A 20076-nucleotide genomic window follows, 5' to 3' on the forward strand; every position below is an offset into this window, starting at 1 on the left:
ATTGGCGTTGCCCGTTCGTTCGTCGAATGCGCTGACCGCACGATGGACTTCGACCTTCGCCGACGATGATGCCGTGGTGTCGGGGGCGGGCGCGTGGTCGTTGCTCGCGGTGCTGGCCGGTGCGGCACAGGGGTCGGCTCGGGCAGAATTGGCGGCGGCGGTAGGGGTTTCGGCCGAGGCGGCGCATGAGGCCGGGGTGGAGCTGCTGCGCTCGCTCGATTCCTCGGCCGAGGTCGCGGTGGCGACCGGCGCGTGGGTGCGGCCAGGAATCTCGCTGCGGGACGAGTGGGTCCGCAGCATGCCCGCGGGCACGGCGGGCATCCTCGTGGATCAGGCCGCCCTAGATGCCTGGGCGAGCGAGCACACCGACGGACTGATCGAGAAGTTCCCGGTCACCATCGATGCCTCGACGGTGTTCGCGGTGGCCACGGCGCTGGTCGCCCGGACGCGTTGGGTGACGCCGTTCCAGCCGATCCGATGGACGCCGGAATCCGGGCCGTGGCGGGGACATCAGGGACCGGGCCTGTACCGGCACGGCCATGCCGACGGCAGCGTCTCGGTCCTCGGCGCCGACGTGACCCGGGTGATCGTCACCGGCACCGGCGATCTCGACGTGCATCTGCTGATCGGCGCGGACGGGCCACGGCACGCGCTGGCCGCCGGCCTGGCCGCGCTCGACGACGGTATTCCCTGGCCGAGCGCGCCCACCACCGACACGACGGCCCCGTGCCTGACGGTGACGCGGCGCAAGACCTTCGGCGGCGGCGACAGCGTCGAGGTGCAGCTTCCGCCGTTCGAGGTCCGCAGCGCGCACGACCTCGCCCGCCATGCCGCGCTGTTCGGCCTGGCCGCCGCGAGCGGCGCAGAGTCCGGGTTTCCCGGGATCTCCGACTATCCGCTGGCCGTGAGCACGGCCGGGCAGAATGTGATGGCCCGGTTCGACGCCGCCGGGTTCGAAGCCGCCGCCGTCACCGCCGTGGCGATGCGCACGGGCAGCGCACCCAGGCAGCGGTGGTCGACGATCACCGCCGTGCACATCGACCGGCCGTTCGGCTTCCTCGCGGTGCACCGGCCGACGGGAACGGCCGTTGTCGCAGGTCAGGTGACCCGCCCGCCGCTGGAATGGAAATCCTCGTCCCACGCCGAGTCCTCTGCCGGGCCCGCCCCGGGCGGTGCCCGGTGAGACCGGTAATCGATATTGCCGATCCTGTTGCTCGGCAACAGGATTCGGTTTCGATGTGGCTGACGGAGGTCGTATCCTGGTAGGGGTCCGCAATCGGTTGCTCAGGGGGTCGTGGTGATCGTCGTTGTCGCGGACGAAACCGAACTCGAAGGCGCAGAAGAGATCGTCGCGGCGGCGATCCGGGAATGGGCCGCGTCCGAGGTAGGGGGCGTGGCGATCTTCCGCTGCCATGTGCCGGAGAGCCGTGGCGGATCGGTCGAGGTCGACGCGCTGGTGTGCACGCCACAGGGCGCCACCGTCGTGGAGGTGAAGGGGTTCACCGCGCGCCAGGACGGCGTACTCGCCACCCCACCCAACGGTCCGTGGACGGTCGACGGCGAGGAGGCCGCGCTCTACCACGCGGTGCGGGTGCCCAATCCGTTCGTCCAGGTGCGCAGGCAGGTGTTCGCCGCCAAGAACCTGCTGCAGCAGTCCGGGATCTTCGGCTGGGTGAACGCGGTGGTCGCGCTGGTCCCCCAGCCCGGCTCGCAGATCACCCTCGAGGAAGCCCGCATCGCCGACGGGTACCGGGCGGTGCTGATCGAACGCGACGATTCCTCGTCGCTGCGCGACTACTTCCACGCCGAGACCGGGCGCACGGTCCGGCTCAGTGTCAACGACGTGCGCCGGGTCTTCGCGGCGCTGAACCTCAGCCGCCTGCTGCCCTCCCGGGTCGCCTTGGCGGACCAGGGCTTTCCGGCGCGGCTCGAACCGTCGACCTCGAGCAAGCCCGCGCCGGCCTCGGTCGGACTCGGGCAGGCCGACGAGGGCAAGACCGCCGCGGGTTCCGGGGCGGGTGGTTCTTCGCGCGCGGGTACCCGGGTGACACAGGCGAGCACACCCGGCTTTCTCGCCGCGATCGATCGGCTCACCCATCGGCCGTGGCAGTCCGCCGGAGCTGACGAGTCGGCTGCCGTGGCATCCGAGCGGGAACCGGCCGAGCAGGTGTCGAGCTCGGTCGCCGCGACCGCGGACGGCACCCCGGCACACAGCGAGAACACGATCGGTGCTGCCGCGCCGTTGGCGGGATTGGTGAGTATGGCTGCCACAGAGGACGACTCGCCGAATACGTCGTCGCCGAGCGCCGAGGTCTCAGCCGAGCTTCCCGAGGGCACCTCGGGTGAGCAGAAACAGGCCGTGGAACTGCCCGCGACGGACTCGTCTCCCGACACCGGGACTTCTGAACACACATCAGACGACTTCCCTGCCCCCGCCGGGGAAACCGGACAGACGCCACCGACGTCGCCCGTCATCGGCACTGCGCTCGACGGTGCGGACGATGCCGGACACGCTGCCGAGCACGCGGACACCACGGTCGAGACCTCCTCCACCGAAACCGGAGCTCCCGAACCCACGCCGGACACTGCCACGAATGCGCCGATAGCGCCGTTCACCACCGACACTGCGTCGGAGCGGGCAGATGACGACGGTCACGATGCGGAGCTGCCCGAGAGCACAACTGATCACTCGGGGGATCCCGCGGACGAAGGACCGGCCGGGTCCGCGGACCGGGAGGGCGCGAGGGTCGAGGCTTCCGGTAGCGGCGCAGCCGAGAACGATCCGTCACCCGACGAAACGGCCACTGTCCCAGAGGAGCCGAACGAACCTGTCACCGGCGAGGACTCCACCGCAGCGGCGACCGCCTCCGGCGAGGAGGCAGGAGATGCTGTGTCACTGGTCAAGTCGACCGACGATCGCTCCGCCGGGCCGCCGCTAGACCCGGCCGCCTATGCACCGAGCGTAGCCGCGAGCAGCCCATCCGTGCCGAGCGGTGCTCCGGACGTCGAGATTTCGGGCGATGCCGAACTGGAGCCGGCGGAGGACGACGACACGGACTACGAATCCTGGCCCGAGGACGATGATCCCGACCATCCGGATTTCGCGGCACCCGGATACGCCGTCGCGGCCGGTTCCGCATGGTCGTCGTCGCCACCCTCGGGCGGGCCCGATTCCACACAGCACGCCGCCGAGCAATTCGACGACAGCGAACACTGGAGCGACTGGGTCGATCAGGACCGGACCCCGGCCCGCCCGGCCGCATCGAGCCGATCACGGGAGCGGGTATCGAGCAGGTCCGGCGGGCCGTCCCTGCTCGAACGGTGGCGCAACACTCCGGTGCGCGAGCGACGCCCTCGCGAGCGACGGCGACTGCGGATCGGGCCCGGAATCGGGTTGCTGCTGTTCATCGCCCTGTTCGGGGCGGGCTTCTTCGCCATCACCGCGGTGCAGGCGAGCCGGTTCGAGATGGCGGACTACGACCGGATGTGCGGTGACCGCAAGCCGTTCCCGAACGCCGCGGAGTACCAGCGCGACGGTGCGCGGCCGATCTACCTGTCGGGCGACCTGGCCACCATGGTCGCGACGAACGATTCGCCCGCCTGGCATCCGAGCGACACGTCCACGGTCCAGCTCATCGCCTGCATGCGCCAGACCAGCCTGGGCGACCTCGTCCAGACCTGCCAGCTCCCCGCGGCGCAGGGCGCGCCCATCGGCCGCACCGTCAACCTGTTCCGGGCGACCTACGAGATCACCGTCTACGAACTGCGCACCGGACGGGAGGCGGGGCGCGCGATCATGGTCGGCGAACGCTACTCCGCCGACCCGGCGAACACCGACCCCGATCGGTGCCGCGCCGTCGCCGACGCTTCGGACGTCCTCGGCCGCAGGCTGGGCCAACCGTCGACAGCGCAGGTCACCGGCTTCCTCGCGCCGCTGGTGCACGCCGATCGCTGAACCGGCTTGACCTCGAGTGCACTCGAGGTAGCAAGATCACCTGCGTGCCCAGCGCACACCCGACACCACGCCACCCAGCGTCGGTCGCGCCTCCGCCGGTTTCCCGTACACCCACCGGCGGAGGCCGTCGGGATCCGGCTCAAGCCACGGCCGCCGCGGGCCGGCCGCCATCGGTTTCCTGCGCCAGGGTCAGCTTGGCCTGCGCACGCCGCAGATCCTCGGCGATGATCTGCAGGGCGGGCGGTGCGGCGAGTCCACGTACGCGGATCAGGTCACCGACGGTGTCCAATCGGCTCAGCGACGCCGCGACATAGCCCTGCAGGACGGCGATGCGGTCGGCGGGCACCGATTGGATCGTCTTGCTCACCAGCGATTCCAGATCACGTTGCGCTTTGAGCGTGTCGGAGGTGAGCACCGCGAACACGCCCCACAGATCGTCGACCGATTCGCCGGCCACCTGCGCGCGCAACGCCTCATAGGTCTCGTTGCGCCGCGCCGAAGCCTCCATGACATCGCGGAGCGCGTCGTTGAGATGCGACCTGGTCGCCTCCGGAATGCGGTACACCTGCGTGGTTTCGGTGGTGCCGATGCGGTCGGCGACCCGGCTCACGACGGCCAGCGCGTCGTCGAGATCGGTGAGCGCCACCCGGAGCAACGGTGCCGTCGCGTGGAATCGCGGCTCCATTGCCTGCAGGTCGTAGAACTCGTTGATCCGCTTGCTGGCCACCGCGATATCGCGGCTGAGCAGCGCGACGTTCTCGTGCAACCCCATCGCGTGCAGTCGCTGGTCGACCGCGGAATCCAAGGCGGCCAGCACATTCGGATCGCGCGGCTCGTGGATGTGGTGCACCGCCGAGGCGATCCCCGACCGGGAGAACGCCTTGGTGAAGAAGATCGTGCTGATCGACAGCGACAGTCCGAGCACGAAATCCGGCTGCACCTTGAAGATCTCGCGCACACTGCCCCGCGCCATGATCAGGATGGCGAACACGACCGCCGAACCGAGTGCGGCCCAGAGCAACTGCGCCCGGGTCAGGTGCCAGCTGCTCAGCGATGGATGCTCACTCACGGTCTCCCCCAGCCCGCCGATCCGACGGCGTTCGATGCTGGTTGCATTCTCCTGCACGCCACGGTGATTCGCACCGGAAGCGGCCAGGAACGACAACAGCCGCGCACCCGGGTGGGATGCGCGGCTGTCGCCGGAGGTCTCACGCCGAGACGGTGATCTCCCATTCGTAGATCGTCAGCTCCGACGCTCCGGTCGTGTGGACCGGATCGGCGTGCGCGATAGCCGTTGCGGCGTCCAGGCTTTCGGCCAGGACGACGTAGGCGCCACCGGTGCCGCCGGTGAACCGGCCGCTCTCCTGCAGCTGCCCCTTGGCGAGCAGCTCCTGCAGGAACGCGCGGTGCGGTTCGACCACGGACTGATCGAAGGCCGGGGTGCGCATGACCATCACGAGGTACTTGTTCGTCACGACCGGTCCTCCGGCGCGGGCCGCGCGGCCCTGGTGGCCGCCGCGGCGGCACGCACCTGCGGCGCGACCTGCACAACCTGGCCCAGCACGCCGTTCACGAACGACGGCGAGTCGTCGGTCGACAGCTCCTTGGCCAGCTCGACGGCCTCGTCGACCGCGACCACCGGGGGCACGTCGGTGGCGTGGAACAGCTCCCACACCGCGATCCGCAGGATCGCCCGGTCGACGGCGGGCAGGCGCGACAGCGTCCAGTCCTGCAGGTAGCCCTCGATGGTGCCGTCGACCCGGTCGAGGTCGTCGGCGACGCCTTCGACCAGGACCGAGGTGTAGGCGTGCACGGGAGCCACGCTCTGGTCACGGGTCGCCAGGTCGGCGCGTTCGGTGAGCAGGTCGGAGACGTCGACGTCACGCGCCTCCGCCTCGAACAGCAGGTCCACGGCGCGGCGACGCGCCTTGTGGCGTGCGCCGAGCTTCTTGAACGAGCCCTTTTTGTCTGCCGGGGAGTCCGTCACGATCAGGCGTTGACGCGGCCGAGGTAGTTGCCGTCGCGCGAGTCGATCTTCAGCTTGTCACCGGTGTTGATGAACAGCGGGACCTGCACCTCGGCGCCGGTTTCCAGGGTGGCGGGCTTGGTGCCGCCGGTGGAGCGGTCGCCCTGCAGGCCGATGTCGGTGTGCTGCACGACCAGCTCGATGGTGACCGGGAGCTCGACGAACAGCGGCGCGTCCTCGTGCACGGCCACCTGCACGCCCATGTTCTCCAGCAGGAAGCGCGCACCGTCACCGATGGTGGACTCCGGGATGGAGATCTGGTCGTAGGTGTCACCGTCCATGAAGATGTAGTCGGTGCCGTCGTGGTACAGGTAGGTCATGTCGCGACGGTCGACGGTCGCGGTCTCGACCTTGACGCCGGCGTTGAAGGTCTTGTCGACGACCTTGCCGGACACGACGTTCTTCAGCTTGGTCCGCACGAAGGCGGGGCCCTTACCCGGCTTGACGTGCTGGAACTCGACGATCTGCTGGAGCTGACCGTCGATTTTCAGCACAAGGCCGTTCTTGAAGTCGCTGGTGTCCGCCACTGTCCTCGGATCTCCTCGTTCGTTTACTGCGGTCTCTGGGGACCGGCGTCACTCGACGACGGTCAGGTCCTTGCTGGTGAGGGTGAGCAGGTCCGGGCCCGCCTCGCGTACCACGAGCGTGTCCTCGATCCGGACCCCGCCGCGGCCGGGAAGGTACACACCAGGTTCGACGGTCACCGCCACGCCAGCAAGTAGTGTACCGGTACTCGTTTTCGCCACTCCGGGCGCTTCGTGGATCTGCAGCCCGACCCCGTGTCCGAGGCCGTGCACGAACTGCGGGCCGTAGCCCGCCTCCTCGATGACGACCCGGGCGGCGGCATCGACCTCGGCGGTCCCGGCGCCCGGTTTCAGCGCCTCGCGCCCGGCCCGCTGGGAGCGGGCGACCAGCTCGTAGATCTCGCGCTGCCAGCCCTCGGGCGCGCCGAGCACGAGGGTGCGGGTCATGTCGGAGTGGTAGCCGTCGACGACCGCGCCGAAGTCGAGTTTGACGAAGTCACCGGTGGCCAGCACCGCGCCGGTCGGGCGGTGATGCGGAACCGCGGAGTTCACACCCGTGGCGACGATCGTCTCGAACGAGACGGCTTCGGCGCCGTGCTCGAACATGGCCCACTCCAGGTCACGCGCGACCTGGCGTTCGGTGCGGCCGGGCCGGATCAGTCCGCGCTCGAGCAGGCTCGCCAGGCCCGCGTCGGCGGCCGCACAGGCCGCGCGCAGCTGGGCGATCTCGTAGTCGTCCTTGACCATGCGCAGCTGCTCGACCAGCCCGTTGGTCGGCACCAGCTGCAGTCCGGTGCGCAGTTCCTGGAACGAGGTGTGCTCGGCGACGGTCACCACATGGCTCTCGAAACCGACGCGGCCCAGCTGCCATTCGCCGGCCAGCTCGATGATCCGCCGCGCGGTGGCCCGGGAGATCTCGGCGCCCAGATCGGGGACCTGCACGGCCACCTGCGCGGAGTAGCGGCCGTCGGTGCCGATGACGGTGCGGTCCTCGGCACCGCGCATATCCCAGGAGTGCACCAGGAGCACGGCATTGGATCCGGTGAATCCGGTCAGGTAGCGGATATTGACCAGATCGGTGACCAGCAGCGCGTCGACGCCGTTCTCCACCAGCAGGCTCCGCAGAGCACCACGCCGTGCCGCGTGATCGGGACGCGGGGTATCAGCACACATGGGTCAACGCTACCGCTCGACGTCCGACACGTCGGCACCGAACGCGGGACTTTTCCCGGCGTCGGCGGGCCCGCTCCCCGACCCGACTGGACACCGCGTTGTCCACATCGCGCGGAGTTGTCCACATTCGCCGATCGGACCTCGATCGGGCGGCCGTCGCCGCGCACGATCGAACGCATGACCACTGCCGCGTTCTGCCTGCTCATCGCCTGGTGCTTACTGCTGGGTGTCATCGACGTCCATGCCCGCCGGCTACCCAACGCCCTCACCGGCGTCGGCGCGGCGGCGGTGTTCCTCTACGCGTGGTGCACGGGGAATCCGGCGACCGCGGTCATCGGAGCCGCGTTGCTGACGATGCCGTATCTGGTGGTTCACCTCCTCGCCCCCGCCGCGCTGGGCGCGGGTGACGTGAAACTGGCCGTGGGTCTCGGGGCCGCCGCCGCGCTCGCGGGACCGCCCGCGTGGGTGTGGGCGGCGATCACCGCGCCCGCGCTCACCGCGGCGATCGCCGTGACCCTGCTCGGCGGGCACCGGCTGCGCACGGCGCTGTGTCGCGGCGCCGACGGCGTGCCGTCGATCCCGTCGCGGCGACCGGTGCCGCACGGTCCGGCCATGTGCCTGGCCACCGTCACCGCGATGGCCCTGGCATGACCGGCAGCGCGACGCGCCGGGCCGATCACGCACCCGGCACCGGTGCCCCGATGCCGGTCCGGACCGGGTCGGTGCAGCACGATCGGGCCGGTGGCCGCCACCGCGCGGCCCGGCGCGGCGGCGACGTGCCACTCATCACGTCGGCCCACATGCCCGACCACGCGCGTCGACATGGGAAGATGGTCGGCGTGTTGCGCTGGATAACTGCCGGAGAATCCCATGGTCCCGCTCTCGTCGCCCTCCTGGAAGGGATGGTCGCCGGAGTCGAGGTGACATCGGACGACGTCTCCGCACAACTCGCGCGCCGTCGGCTCGGTTACGGGCGCGGCGCCCGGATGAAGTTCGAGGCCGACAAGGTCACCCTGGTCGGTGGCGTGCGCCACGGCCGGACCATGGGTGGTCCGGTCGCGATCGAGGTCGCCAACTCCGAGTGGCCCAAGTGGACCGAAGTGATGTCGGCCGACCCGGTCGACGAGGACGCGCTCGCCGGGATGGCGCGCAACGCGCCGCTGACCCGTCCGCGCCCCGGCCACGCCGACTATTCCGGCATGCTCAAGTACAACTTCGACGACGCCCGTCCGGTGCTCGAACGGGCCAGCGCCCGCGAGACCGCGGCCCGCGTCGCGGCGGGCACGGTCGCCCGCAACTTCCTGCGTCAGGCCTTCGGCGTCGAGGTGATCTCGCACGTGGTGTCGATCGGCACCGCGGCCAACACCACCGGTGTCACTCCGGGCCCGCACGACCTCGACACCATCGATGCCAGCCCGGTTCGCGCGTTCGACGCCGACGCCGAGGCGGCGATGATCGCCGAGATCGAGGCCGCCAAGAAGGACGGCGACACCCTCGGCGGCGTCGTCGAGGTGATCGTCGACGGTCTGCCGATCGGGCTCGGCTCGTTCGTCAGCGGCGAGCAGCGGCTGGACTCGCGGCTGGCCGCCGCCCTCATGGGTATCCAGGCGATCAAGGGCGTCGAGGTGGGCGACGGCTTCGAGACCGCGCGCAGGCGCGGCAGCCAGGCCCACGACGAGATGCGTCCGGGTCCCGACGGTGTGCTGCGCTCGACCAACCGCGCGGGTGGCCTGGAAGGCGGCATGACCAACGGCGAGGCGCTGCGGGTGCGCGCCGCGATGAAGCCGATCTCGACCGTGCCGCGCGCGCTGTCGACCGTCGACATGTCCACCGGCGAGGAAGCCGTCGCCATCCACCAGCGCTCGGATGTGTGCGCGGTGCCCGCAGCCGCCGTGGTCGCGGAATCGATGGTCGCGCTGGTGCTGGCGCAGGTCGCGCTGGAGAAGTTCGGCGGCGACTCGCTGGCCGAGACTCTCGACAACATCACGAGCTACACCAAGCGGATCGGCAACCGCCCGCACGTGCCCGCGGACAGCCGTACGCCGTGACCGGGCAGGGACAGGAGGGGGCCGCGGAGGACAACGACGCGGGTCCCCCCTCGACTGTCGACACCGACGGGCGGGCCGGCGAAATCACCGGCTCCGTCGACGCGACCGGAACCGCCGAGGCGGCCTCCGACACCGAGTCGGCGACCGCGCCTCGCGCCCGTGTGGTCCTGGTCGGGCCGCCGGGGTCGGGAAAATCGACCATCGGGCGCAAGCTCGCCAGGGAGCTCGGGGTCGAGCTCTACGACACCGACGCCGGGATCGAGGCCGACACCGGGCGCACCATCCCGGAGATCTTCGCGACCGACGGTGAACCGGAGTTCCGCCGGATCGAGGAACTGGTGGTGCGGCGGGCTGTGCTCGAGCACGACGGTGTCGTGTCGCTCGGCGGCGGGTCGGTGCTGTCGGCGCGGACTCGCGAGGTATTGCGTACCGCGACCGTGGTCTACCTGGAAATCAGTGTGGCCGAAGGACTTCGGCGCACCGGCTCGAGCAATGCCCGCCCGCTGCTCAACGGCACCGATCCCGGTGCCAAGTACCGGGAGCTGATGCGAATCCGGCGCCCGCTCTACCGCGAGGTCGCCACGGTGCGCGTGCGCACCGACGGACGCAGCCCCGGCCGGGTGGTACGGATGATCCTCACCAAACTCGGCCTGGAATCGGTGCGCACCGACCTCGACGCCGAGCGCACCGGCGGACCCGGTACCGCCGCTTCGGGTTCGGTCACCAGCAGGCCCGGGATCGGCAGCAATCGGTCCAGGGCGCGGCGACGCGCCAGGGCACGCGCGGCGGCCGCGCGCCGGGCGAACGAGCAGGCCACGATCGACCGGACCGGTTCGGCGGCACCCCGACCCGGGTCCGACACGGCACCGGGTGGTGACGCGACCGGCACGCCGCAGGGCGAGGCGCGCACATCCGGCACCCGACGGTCCCGCCGCACCAGGTCCCGCCGCGGCGGGGTCCGCATCCGCTCGACCGCCACGAACCGCGACGCCGACGGCAGGGCGGCGACCCGCGCCACCGGCGAGCCCGCGACACCATCCGGCGCGACCTCACCGGATCGCCCGGCGGGCCAGCGCACCGGCACCCCGGCGCCGACCGGGCAGCGGTCCGGATCGGGCCAGACCGGTGACGCGGACCGCGCGACCGCCCAGGGCGAGCGCACGCGACGCAACCGGCCGCGACGACGCAGCGGCAGACGCAAGACCAACGACCAGAAAGAATCGGAGCAGCGCACGTGACAGAGCCGACCACCATCCAGGTCCGCACCGCCGACCCGTACCCGGTGATCATCGGACGCGGGCTGCTCGGCGATCTCGTCGAAGCGGTCACCGCGGGCAATGCCGTGCGGACCGTGGCGATCTTCCATCAGCCGCCGCTGGCCGAGACCGCCGAGGTGGTGCGGAAAGCGCTGGCCGACACCGGAATCGACGCGCACCGCATCGAGATCCCCGATGCCGAGGACGGCAAGGACCTGGCCGTTGCCGGGTTCTGCTGGGAGGTGCTCGGCCGGATCGGGCTGACCCGCAACGACGCCATCGTGAGCCTCGGTGGTGGCGCGGCCACCGACCTGGCCGGCTTCGTCGCCGCCACCTGGATGCGCGGCGTGCGCATCGTGCACGTGCCGACCACCCTGCTGGCGATGGTCGACGCCGCGGTCGGCGGCAAGACCGGCATCAACACCGAGGCGGGCAAGAACCTCGTCGGCAGCTTCCACGAGCCGAGCGCGGTGCTGGTCGACCTGGCCACGCTGGAGACGGTGCCGCGCAACGAGATCGTGGCGGGCATGGCCGAGATCATCAAGGCCGGTTTCATCGCCGACCCGGTGATCCTGGACCTCATCGAGGCCGACCCCGAGGCCGCGCTCGATCCCACCGGCGACGTGCTGCCGGAACTGGTCCGGCGGGCGATCCAGGTCAAGGCCGATGTGGTGGCGGCCGACCTCAAGGAGTCGAGCCTGCGCGAGATCCTGAACTACGGCCACACCCTGGGCCACGCCGTGGAGCGTCGCGAGCGCTACCGCTGGCGGCACGGCGCCGCCGTCTCCGTCGGCCTGGTGTTCGCGGCCGAGCTGGGCAGGCTGGCGGGTCGTCTCGACGACGCCACCGCCGACCGGCACCGCACCATCCTGGCGAGCGTCGGCCTGCCGGTCAGCTACGACGGTGACGCGCTGCCGCAGCTGATGGACGCGATGCAGACCGACAAGAAGACCCGCTCGGGGGTGCTGCGGTTCGTGGTGCTCGACGGGCTGGCCAAGCCGGGACGGCTCGAGGGTCCCGATCCGTCGCTGCTGGCGGCGGCCTACTCCGCGATCGCGCGCGAGGCGTCCACGGGCGGCCCGATCCTGCTCTGAGACGGCACTGTGCCCGGCGAGCGAGCGCTCGCCGGGCACAGCACCGATTGATGGACTCAGACGGCCGGAGCGAACTCCGGTTGAGTGGCGGGAGCGGTGGATTCGGGGGTGCGCCGCGCGCGGCGGCGACCGAGAGCGACACCGGCCAGCCCCGGCAGGAAGATCAGCAGCAGGATGAACGACGCCGCCGAGGTCAGCTCGAACAGCGCGCCGGAGTCGCCGAGTTCGATGCCGGGCACCTGATCGAGGACCAGGCACACGGCCCCACTGGCGAGGCCGGCGACGGCCCCGGCGGCCAGCCAGCGCACGGTGAGATCGGCGGTGGTGCCCGACCGGCCGTCGCGCATCCCCCAGACGACCACGACACCCACGATCACGACGAGGCAGGCTACCCGCCAGATCGTGCCGTAGGTCGGCCAGAACGCCATCGCGAAGCCGAGCAGCAGCCGTAAGCCGACGACCAGCGCGCCCAGGACGGTGGCTCGTAACACCCAAGCGGTCATGAGCAACACCTTAACCGGAAAAAACTAGAACAGGTATCAATTCCGCGGGATCGGCGGATCCCCGATGTCCTCGGTGTCAGTTCGACGGCACCCAGAGGTCGTATCTGCCGCTGCCGTCGGTGCGCGCTTCGCAGCGTGCCCGATCGCTCCACAGCGGCGCGTCCTTCAGACAGCTGGCCAACATGACGTTCGATGCCGACGGCACGCAGACAAATCCCCAGGACGGCTGCGGCGAGGCGCAACCACCGGCTTGCGCCGCCGCTGGACCCCCGACGATGACCGCCGACGCGGCGACCGCCGACACGACTACCCCGATTCGACCGAACACAGCCAACCCCTCCCCGTAGATTGTGTTGGGCACCAGGGTAATACGGCGATCAGACCGACGGAAGGGCCTCGTCGAGCGCGGCCGCCATCGCTGCGCGGGGCGCGGGCTGCCCGGTGAACAGCTCGACCTGACCGTAGGCCTGGTTCAGCAGCATCTGCAGACCGCTGACGACCGTGTGCCCGGCCGCGGCCACCGCCTCGGCCAGCGGGGTCGGCCACGGGTTGTAGATCGCGTCGAGAACCACCGGCGCCGCCGCGACCTGAGCCGCGACCGCGGCGGCCGCGGTCGCGGGGATGGTGCTGACCACCGCGCCCGCCGTCGCGCAGACGGCGGCGAGGGCGTCGGGCTCGAAGCCGATCGTCGACACGGCCAGGCCCAGGCGTTCGGCGAGATCCAGCGCGTCGCGGGCCCGCCCGGCGTCGCGCGCGACCACGGTCACCGACTCCGCGCCCAGTTCCGACAGCGCCAGCAGGGCCGGGCGGGCGGTACCACCCGCGCCCAGCACCACGGCTTCGCGCACCCGGTCGACGCCACCGCCCCGGAGCGCGCCGAGCACGCCGTCCACATCGGTGCAGTCGGCCAGCCAGCCCGCCTCGGTGCGCACCAGGGTGTTGGCCGAGCCGACCAGGACCGCCCGGTCGGTGCGCGTGTCGGCATGGGCGAGTGCCGCTTCCTTGCCCGGCATCGTCACCGAGAGACCGACCCATTCCGGTCCGAGCCCGTCGACCAGTCCGGGCAGCTGTTCGGCCGTGCACTCGACGCGCTCGTAGGTCCAGTCCAGCCCGAGCGCGCGGTAGGCGGCCAGATGCAGCTGCGGCGAACGCGAGTGCGCGATCGGCTTGCCGAGCACCGCGGCCTTGCGGGGCTCAGCCACCGTAGGGCTTGGAACTGTCGAGGATGCCGCTGCGCTGCGCCTGGGCGACCAGGCGCAGGTGTTCCGAATAGCTGTCGGTGAACAGGGTGGTGCCCTCCTTGTCGACGGTGACGAAGTACAGCCACGCCCCCGGCTCCGGATTCTCCATGGCCCGCAACGCGTCCAGCGACGGTGCCGAGATCGGCGTCACGGGCAGACCACGCATCGCGTAGGTGTTCCAGGCGGTTTCCCTGGCACGGTCGGCGTTGGTGGTCGCCACCTCGGTGGTGTCCAGGGTGTAGTTGACCGTCGAGTCGAACTGCAGCATCTGGTCGGCCTCGAGCCGGTTCACGATCACCCTGGCCACTTTGCTCATGTCCTGCGGTTTCGCCTCACGCTCCACCAGCGACGCGGCCACCAGGGTCTGATACGGCGTCAGGCTCGTGGTGGTGCCCGACTGCAGCAGGCCGGTCGACTCGTAGCGCTGCACGCTCGAGCTCACCAGCTGCCGCAGGATCTGCTGCGGCGTCCCACTGGGATCGAAATCCCAGGTGCCCGCGGCGATCAGGCCTTCCAGCTGCCGGGACCGGTCCGGGGACTCCCGCACGCCCTTCATCGCCCAATCGGGCACGCCGAGGGCGGCCAGGTCCGCGCTCGCGCCCGCGGCGTCGAGCTGTTCGTAGGTCACGCACTTCTGCTCGGCGCCGAAGCAGCTGGCCTGGGCGACCTTGCGGTAGATGCCGTCGTAGCGGCCACCGGTGTTGGCGTCGTGTTTGTCGTGCAGCAGCCTGCCCTCGGAGACGGTCACGTTGCCGACCCGCGACTTCCCGCCGACCAGCGTGGCGACGGCGGTGGCGGCCGGACTGTTCACCCCGATCGCGTAGTACCCGGGCTGCACGCTGTTCATCCCCGAATTGCGCACGGCCGCTTCGTAGAAGGCTTCGCGGCTGGCGACCACGCCGCGCTCGTGCATGGCACCGGCGATCTGCGACGCGGTGTCGCCGGGGTGCACCTGGACCACGACGAGGGCACCGGGCGGACCGGCGAAGTCCTCGGCCGGGGCGAACCGGTCCATCAGTTCGTAGCCCGCGAAACCGGCCGCGGAAACGATCAGCACAGCGAGCAGCGCACCGACCACCCAGAGGTTGCGGCGACGGCGTTTGCGCTCGGCGGCCTTGCGCGAGGCGATCCGCGACCGCTTGCGACCCGACGCCGACTTGCCGCGGCCTTCCGGCTTGTCGCGACCGGACGGCTGCTTGCCCCGGTCACGGTCGGCCGCGTTTCGTCCGCCCGGGGCGCGACCCACCGGGGCAGCCCGCTGACCGACCCGGCGCGGCGGAGCCACCGGCTCGGGCTCGGGCTCGTCGTCGTAGAGCTCGTCTTCATAGCGCGGGATGACGTTGGTGTCGTCATCGTCGTCCCAGCCGGGGGGACCACCGGCCGGCTGCGGCTCCTCGCGCGCCTCACGGGCGTCCAGACCCCAGTCGTCGCGGCGGGGATAGCGCCGATCAGCTTCCCGCGCCCGGTAGCGTTCCTCGGCCCTGGCCCATCGGTCGGTCATGCATCGTCTCCGACCACGCTCGCGTCTGCTGCGTCCTTCAACACCGAACTCCGCTCGTCCAACCATCCTTGCAGAATCGACACGGCTGCCGCCTGATCGATCACCTGCCGCTGGCCACGTGCGCGAACTCCGCTGTCGCGCAGCGCACGTGCAGCAGACACCGTAGTCAAACGTTCGTCGGAAAGGCGTATCGGAATCGGGTCGACCACCCGGCGCAACTCCCGGGCAAACCGGCGCGCGATGCCCGCCGCCGTGCCGTTTTCACCGCGCAGGGTGCGGGGCAGCCCGACGATGACTTCGACGGCTTCGTACTCTCGCACAATGTCGGCAATTCTCGAGATGTCGGCGGGTGGACCCGCCGCGCGCCCGCCGGACTTCGACGGCTTGGCGCGCGGCACGGTCTCCACCGGAGTGGCGAGGATTCCGTCGGGGTCGCTCGAGGCGACCCCGATCCGGACGCTGCCGACATCGATCGCGATCCGGCGGCCCCTGCCGGGGTCGGTCGCCGGATCCGGTCGGTCGGCCGGTTCCTGTTCGGCTGGACCTGCGGTAGGGGGCATCAGCCGGCGAGTTCGGCCACCCGGGCACGGACCGCGGCCAGACCGGCCGGGATACCCGACGGATCCGAACCGGAGCCCTGCGCCATCTCCGGCTTGCCGCCACCGCGACCGGCGATGCTCGGGCCGAAGCTGGCCACCAGGTCACCCGCCTTGAAGCCGAGGTCCTGGGCGGCCTTGTTGACCGACACCACGAACGGCGCCTTGCCGTCGGTGTTGCCGAGCAGCACGACCACCGCGGCCTCGCTGCCGAACCGGCCACGGATGTCGGTGGCCAGGGTGCGCAGGTCGCCCGCGGCGACGCCCTCGGGCGCGGCGGCCGCGACCAGCAGCACCGAGCCGACCCGCTCCGCCTGCTCGACGAACGTGCCCGCCGAGGACAGCACCGCGGCGACCTTGGTGCGCTCGAGTTCCTTCTCGGCCACCTTGAGCCGCTCCACGAGCTGCTCGACGCGACCGGGCACCTCGTCCGAGGGCACCTTCAGCGAGGACGCGACACCGGCCAGCAGCGCGCGCTCCTTGGCCAGGTACTTGTAGGAATCCAGGCCGACGAAGGCCTCGACGCGGCGCACGCCGGAACCGACCGAGGACTCACCGAGCACGGTGATCGGGCCGATCTGCGAGGAGTGCTCGACGTGGGTACCGCCGCACAGCTCCATCGAGAACGGGCCGCCGATCTCCACGACGCGCACCTCGTCGCCGTAGTTCTCGCCGAAGAGGGCCATCGCGCCCATCTCCTTGGCCTTGGGCAGGTCGGTGACGAAGGTGTTCACCGGGAAGTCGGCACCGACGGCGTCGTTGGAGACGGCCTCGATATCAGCCTTCTGCTGCTCCGACAGCGCGCCCTGCCAGTTGAAGTCGAACCGCAGGTAGCCGGGCTTGTTCAGCGAACCGGCCTGCACGGCGTTCGGGCCGAGCACCTGGCGCAGCGCGGCGTGCACCATGTGTGTGCCGGAGTGACCCTGGGTGGCGCCGCGACGCCAGGCCGGATCGGCCTGCGCGAGCACGACATCGCCCTCGGTGATCTGGCCCTGCTCGACGGTGGCCTTGTGCACCCACAGCTTCTTGGCGATCTTCTGCACGTCGTTGATGCGCAGCTTCAGGCCCGCGGCGGTGATGGTGCCGCGGTCGGCGATCTGGCCGCCGGACTCGGCGTACATCGGGCTGCGATCGAGGATGACCTCGACATCGGAGCCGGCCTGGGCGGCGGGCACCCGCACGCCATCGGCGATCAGGGCCAGCACGTTGGCCTCGGAGGTCAGCTCGTCGAAGCCGGTGAACTCGGTGGCGCCGCGGTCGACCAGTTCCTTGTAGACGGTCAGGTCGGCGTGCGCGTGCTTGCGGGCCTGGGCGTCGTCCTTGGCACGCTTGCGCTGCTCGGCCATCAGCGAACGGAAGCCGTCCTCGTCCACCGACAGGCCCGCCTCGGCGGCCATTTCGAGGGTGAGGTCGATCGGGAAGCCGTAGGTGTCGTGCAGCGCGAAGGCGTCCGAACCGGTGATCTGCTTGCCGCCCTTGGACTTCACCGCGGTGGCGGCGTTGTCGAAGAGGGTCTCGCCGGTGTTCAGCGTCTTCAGGAACGCCGTCTCCTCGCCCACCGCGACGGTCTCGATGCGGGAGAAGTCGGCGGCCAGCTCCGGGTAGGACGGCGACATCAGCTCGGAGACGACCTTCATCAACTCGCCCATCACCGGCTTCTCGGCGCCCAGCAGGCGGGCCGAACGCACGATGCGGCGCAGCAGGCGGCGCAGCACGTAACCGCGGCCGTCGTTGCCGGGGTTCACGCCGTCGGCGATGAGCATCGCGGCGGTCCGGGCGTGGTCGGCGATGACGCGGAACCGCACGTCGTCGGTGTGCTCGACGCCGTAGGAGCGGCCGGTGAGCTGCTCGGCCTTGTCGATGATCGGGCGCATCAGGTCGGTCTCGTAGACGTTGTCCACGCCCTGGAGCAGGAACGCCACGCGCTCGACGCCCATGCCCGTGTCGATGTTCTGCTTGGGCAGCGGGCCCAGGATCTCGAAGTTGTCCTTGCCGATGCCGGCACCGCGCTCGTTCTGCATGAACACGAGATTCCAGATCTCGATATAGCGGTCCTCGTCGGCCTCGGGGCCGCCCTCGACGCCGTACTCGGGGCCGCGGTCGTAGTAGATCTCCGAGCACGGGCCACACGGGCCGGGGATACCCATCGACCAGTAGTTGTCGGCCATGCCGCGACGCTGGATGCGGTCGGCGGGTACGCCCATCTCGAGCCACATCCGCTCGGCCTCGTCGTCGTCGAGGTAGACGGTCACCCACAGACGCTCGGGGTCGAAGCCGTAGCCGCCGTCCTCGACGCCGCTGGTGAGCAGCGTCCAGGCCAGGGTGATGGCCTCACGCTTGAAGTAGTCGCCGAAGCTGAAGTTGCCCGCCATCTGGAAGAAGGTGTTGTGGCGGGTGGTGATGCCGACATTCTCGATGTCGAGGGTGCGCACGCACTTCTGCACGCTGGTCGCGGTGGCGTACGGCGGGGTCTGCTGACCGAGGAAATACGGCACGAACTGGACCATGCCTGCGTTGACGAACAGCAGGTTGGGGTCGGCCAGGATCAGCGAGGCGCTGGGCACCTCGGTGTGTCCGGCACGGACGAAATGGTCCAGGAAACGCCGTCTAATCTCGTGGGTCTGCACAGCTGTCCAGCTTACCGCCTGCAATCCACCGGTTTTGCGCCGGAGTCGGTGGCGGTACCGCTACACCTGGTGCCGCACGCGCGCGGGACCGCGCGGATTGCGGCCCGATCGCGTGGTGCGCAGCTAGCTCCCTCGGACGATGCGGCGCAGCTTGCTGACGCGGGGACCGACCTCGCGCTCGAAGCCGTGGTCGGTGGGCTCGTAGTAGTCGGTGCCGACCAGGTCGTCGGGTGGGTACTGCTGGGCGAGGACACCGTCGCGGGCATCGTGCGGGAACTTGTAGCCCTTGGCGTTGCCGAGCGCGGCGGCGCCCGCATAGTGGCCGTCGCGTAGATGCGGGGGCACCGCGCCCGCCTTGCCCGCGGCGATGTCGGCCATGGCCGCGCCCAGTGCCGAGGTCACCGCGCCGGATTTGGGCGCGGTGGCCAGGTGGATGGTGGCCTGGGCCAGGGCCAGCTTCGCCTCGGGCAGGCCGACCAGCTGCACCACCTGGGCGGCGGCGGTCGCGGTCTGCAGGGCCATCGGGTCGGCCATGCCGATGTCCTCGCTGGCGTGGATCATCAGGCGGCGGGCGATGAACCGGGGGTCCTCGCCCGCGGTGAGCATCCGTGCCAGGTAGTGCAGGGCGGCGTCGACGTCGGAGCCGCGGATGGACTTGATGAACGCGCTGATCACGTCGTAGTGCTGATCGCCCGCCCGGTCGTAGCGGACGGCGGCCTTGTCGACGCTGGCCTCGACCAGTGCCATGTCGACGATGCCGTCGAGCGAGGACTCGGCCGAGGCCTCCAGCGCGGTCAGCGCGCGGCGGGCGTCACCGCCGGCGATGCGGACGATGTGGTCGAGCGCGTCCTCGGCGACGGTGTACTGCCCGTCGAGCCCGCGCGGGTCGGCGATCGCGCGGACGAGGACCTGGCGGATGTCGTCGGGCGTGAGCGACTGCAGTTGCAGCACCAGCGAGCGCGACAGCAGCGGCGACACCACCGAGAACGAGGGGTTCTCGGTGGTCGCGCCGACGAGCAGCACGATCCGGTTCTCGACCGCGGCCAGCAGCGCGTCCTGCTGGGTCTTGGAGAAGCGGTGCACCTCGTCGATGAACAGGACGGTCTGTTCGCCCACCGTCAGCCTGCGCCGCGCCACGTCGATGACGGCGCGAACCTCTTTGACGCCCGCCGACAGGGCCGACAGCGCCTCGAAGCGGCGGCCGGTGGCCTGCGACAGCAACGAGGCCAGGGTGGTCTTGCCGGTGCCCGGCGGACCGTAGAGCAGCACCGAGGCCGCGCCGGAGCCCTCGACCAGGCGGCGCAGCGGCGATCCCGGCCCGAGCAGGTGCTGCTGACCGATCACCTCGTCGAGCGACTGCGGCCGCATCCGGACCGCGAGCGGCGCACCGGAATCGCGCCGGATCACCGCGTCGAGGCCGTGCTCGGGCGCGGCGTGTTCTCCGGGCACGTCGAACAGGCTCTCGCTCACGTCCAGCAGGGTACCGAGGCGGTCGGACAGGTCCGCGACGGCGGAGGCGACCCGACGCCGAA

At 70.7% G+C, this 20076-nt stretch carries 16 protein-coding genes and 1 pseudogene; 6 read left to right on the plus strand and 11 right to left on the minus strand.

The window, feature by feature from the left end:
• Positions 1–31: 31 nt before the first annotated feature.
• Complete coding sequence (locus NV348_RS02680) at positions 32–1183, plus strand: serpin family protein (RefSeq protein WP_447150911.1); 1152 nt, start codon at positions 32–34, stop codon at positions 1181–1183.
• 114 nt (positions 1184–1297) lie between these two features.
• Positions 1298–3955 (plus strand): nuclease-related domain-containing protein, encoded by a 2658-nt coding sequence (locus tag NV348_RS02685; RefSeq protein WP_447145530.1) that lies wholly within the window; start codon positions 1298–1300, stop codon positions 3953–3955.
• Positions 3956–4094: 139 nt separating this feature from the next.
• On the opposite strand, the gene NV348_RS02690 is transcribed toward NV348_RS02685, so the two are convergent.
• The 5 genes from NV348_RS02690 to NV348_RS02710 all read right to left on the minus strand — a co-directional run bounded on the left by NV348_RS02690 (position 4095) and on the right by NV348_RS02710 (position 7678).
• Positions 4095–5024 carry a hypothetical protein gene (locus NV348_RS02690; RefSeq protein ID WP_447145531.1) on the minus strand — a complete coding sequence of 310 codons (930 nt, stop codon included), beginning with the start codon at positions 5022–5024 and terminating at the stop codon, positions 4095–4097.
• A 139-nt stretch (positions 5025–5163) separates the two neighbouring features.
• Complete coding sequence (locus NV348_RS02695) at positions 5164–5430, minus strand: YciI family protein (protein WP_447145532.1); 267 nt, start codon at positions 5428–5430, stop codon at positions 5164–5166.
• On the minus strand, positions 5427–5942 hold the full coding sequence (nusB, locus tag NV348_RS02700) for a transcription antitermination factor NusB (protein WP_447145533.1): 516 nt from the start codon (positions 5940–5942) through the stop codon (positions 5427–5429). Before nusB ends, NV348_RS02695 begins: the two co-directional genes overlap by 4 nt.
• 2 nt (positions 5943–5944) lie before the next feature.
• Positions 5945–6508: an elongation factor P gene (gene efp, locus NV348_RS02705; RefSeq protein WP_218721637.1), complete on the minus strand. Its 564-nt coding sequence runs from the start codon at positions 6506–6508 to the stop codon at positions 5945–5947.
• A 48-nt stretch (positions 6509–6556) separates the two neighbouring features.
• Positions 6557–7678: a M24 family metallopeptidase gene (locus NV348_RS02710; RefSeq protein WP_447145534.1), complete on the minus strand. Its 1122-nt coding sequence runs from the start codon at positions 7676–7678 to the stop codon at positions 6557–6559.
• Positions 7679–7855: 177 nt separating this feature from the next.
• Between NV348_RS02710 and NV348_RS02715 the strand changes: the two genes are divergently transcribed.
• The 4 genes and pseudogenes from NV348_RS02715 to aroB all read left to right on the plus strand — a co-directional run bounded on the left by NV348_RS02715 (position 7856) and on the right by aroB (position 12076).
• Entirely contained in the window at positions 7856–8329 is a 474-nt protein-coding gene (locus NV348_RS02715) for a prepilin peptidase (protein ID WP_447145535.1), read from the plus strand.
• Positions 8330–8517: 188 nt separating this feature from the next.
• Positions 8518–9726 (plus strand): chorismate synthase, encoded by a 1209-nt coding sequence (gene aroC, locus NV348_RS02720; RefSeq protein ID WP_447150912.1) that lies wholly within the window; start codon positions 8518–8520, stop codon positions 9724–9726.
• 161 nt (positions 9727–9887) lie between these two features.
• Positions 9888–10373 (plus strand): annotated as a pseudogene (locus tag NV348_RS02725) (shikimate kinase); the annotation flags it as partial.
• Between the two features lie 587 nt (positions 10374–10960).
• Positions 10961–12076: a 3-dehydroquinate synthase gene (gene aroB / locus NV348_RS02730; RefSeq protein WP_447145536.1), complete on the plus strand. Its 1116-nt coding sequence runs from the start codon at positions 10961–10963 to the stop codon at positions 12074–12076.
• A 56-nt stretch (positions 12077–12132) separates the two neighbouring features.
• Here the strand turns inward: aroB and NV348_RS02735 are convergent, their stop codons facing one another.
• The 6 genes from NV348_RS02735 to NV348_RS02760 form a co-directional block, all read right to left on the minus strand.
• Entirely contained in the window at positions 12133–12579 is a 447-nt protein-coding gene (locus NV348_RS02735; RefSeq protein WP_447145537.1) for a B-4DMT family transporter, read from the minus strand.
• 377 nt (positions 12580–12956) lie between these two features.
• The gene (locus NV348_RS02740; RefSeq protein WP_447145538.1) at positions 12957–13781 is read right to left on the minus strand and encodes a shikimate dehydrogenase; all 825 of its coding nucleotides are present in this window, start codon (positions 13779–13781) and stop codon (positions 12957–12959) included.
• Complete coding sequence (locus tag NV348_RS02745) at positions 13774–15321, minus strand: endolytic transglycosylase MltG (protein WP_447145539.1); 1548 nt, start codon at positions 15319–15321, stop codon at positions 13774–13776. Before NV348_RS02745 ends, NV348_RS02740 begins: the two co-directional genes overlap by 8 nt.
• Positions 15318–15881 carry a Holliday junction resolvase RuvX gene (ruvX, locus tag NV348_RS02750; protein ID WP_447145540.1) on the minus strand — a complete coding sequence of 188 codons (564 nt, stop codon included), beginning with the start codon at positions 15879–15881 and terminating at the stop codon, positions 15318–15320. Before ruvX ends, NV348_RS02745 begins: the two co-directional genes overlap by 4 nt.
• Positions 15881–18544, minus strand: a complete 2664-nt coding sequence (alaS, locus tag NV348_RS02755; protein WP_447145541.1) for an alanine--tRNA ligase — start codon at positions 18542–18544, stop codon at positions 15881–15883. Before alaS ends, ruvX begins: the two co-directional genes overlap by 1 nt.
• A gap of 123 nt (positions 18545–18667) precedes the next feature.
• Positions 18668–20044 carry a replication-associated recombination protein A gene (locus tag NV348_RS02760; RefSeq protein WP_447150913.1) on the minus strand — a complete coding sequence of 459 codons (1377 nt, stop codon included), beginning with the start codon at positions 20042–20044 and terminating at the stop codon, positions 18668–18670.
• Between the last annotated feature and the right edge of the window lie 32 nt (positions 20045–20076).

Source organism: Nocardia fodinahabitans (assembly GCF_052983615.1).

Excerpts from the sequence above, each read along its gene's own strand:
- ruvX (WP_447145540.1), bottom strand. The coding sequence starts at position 15,881 with ATGCCCCCTACCGCAGGTCCAGCCGAACAGGAACCGGCCGACCGACCG.
- NV348_RS02735 (WP_447145537.1), bottom strand. The coding sequence starts at position 12,579 with ATGACCGCTTGGGTGTTACGAGCCACCGTCCTGGGCGCGCTGGTCGTC.
- NV348_RS02745 (WP_447145539.1), bottom strand. The coding sequence starts at position 15,321 with ATGACCGACCGATGGGCCAGGGCCGAGGAACGCTACCGGGCGCGGGAA.
- NV348_RS02715 (WP_447145535.1), top strand. The coding sequence starts at position 7,856 with ATGACCACTGCCGCGTTCTGCCTGCTCATCGCCTGGTGCTTACTGCTG.
- NV348_RS02710 (WP_447145534.1), bottom strand. The coding sequence starts at position 7,678 with ATGTGTGCTGATACCCCGCGTCCCGATCACGCGGCACGGCGTGGTGCT.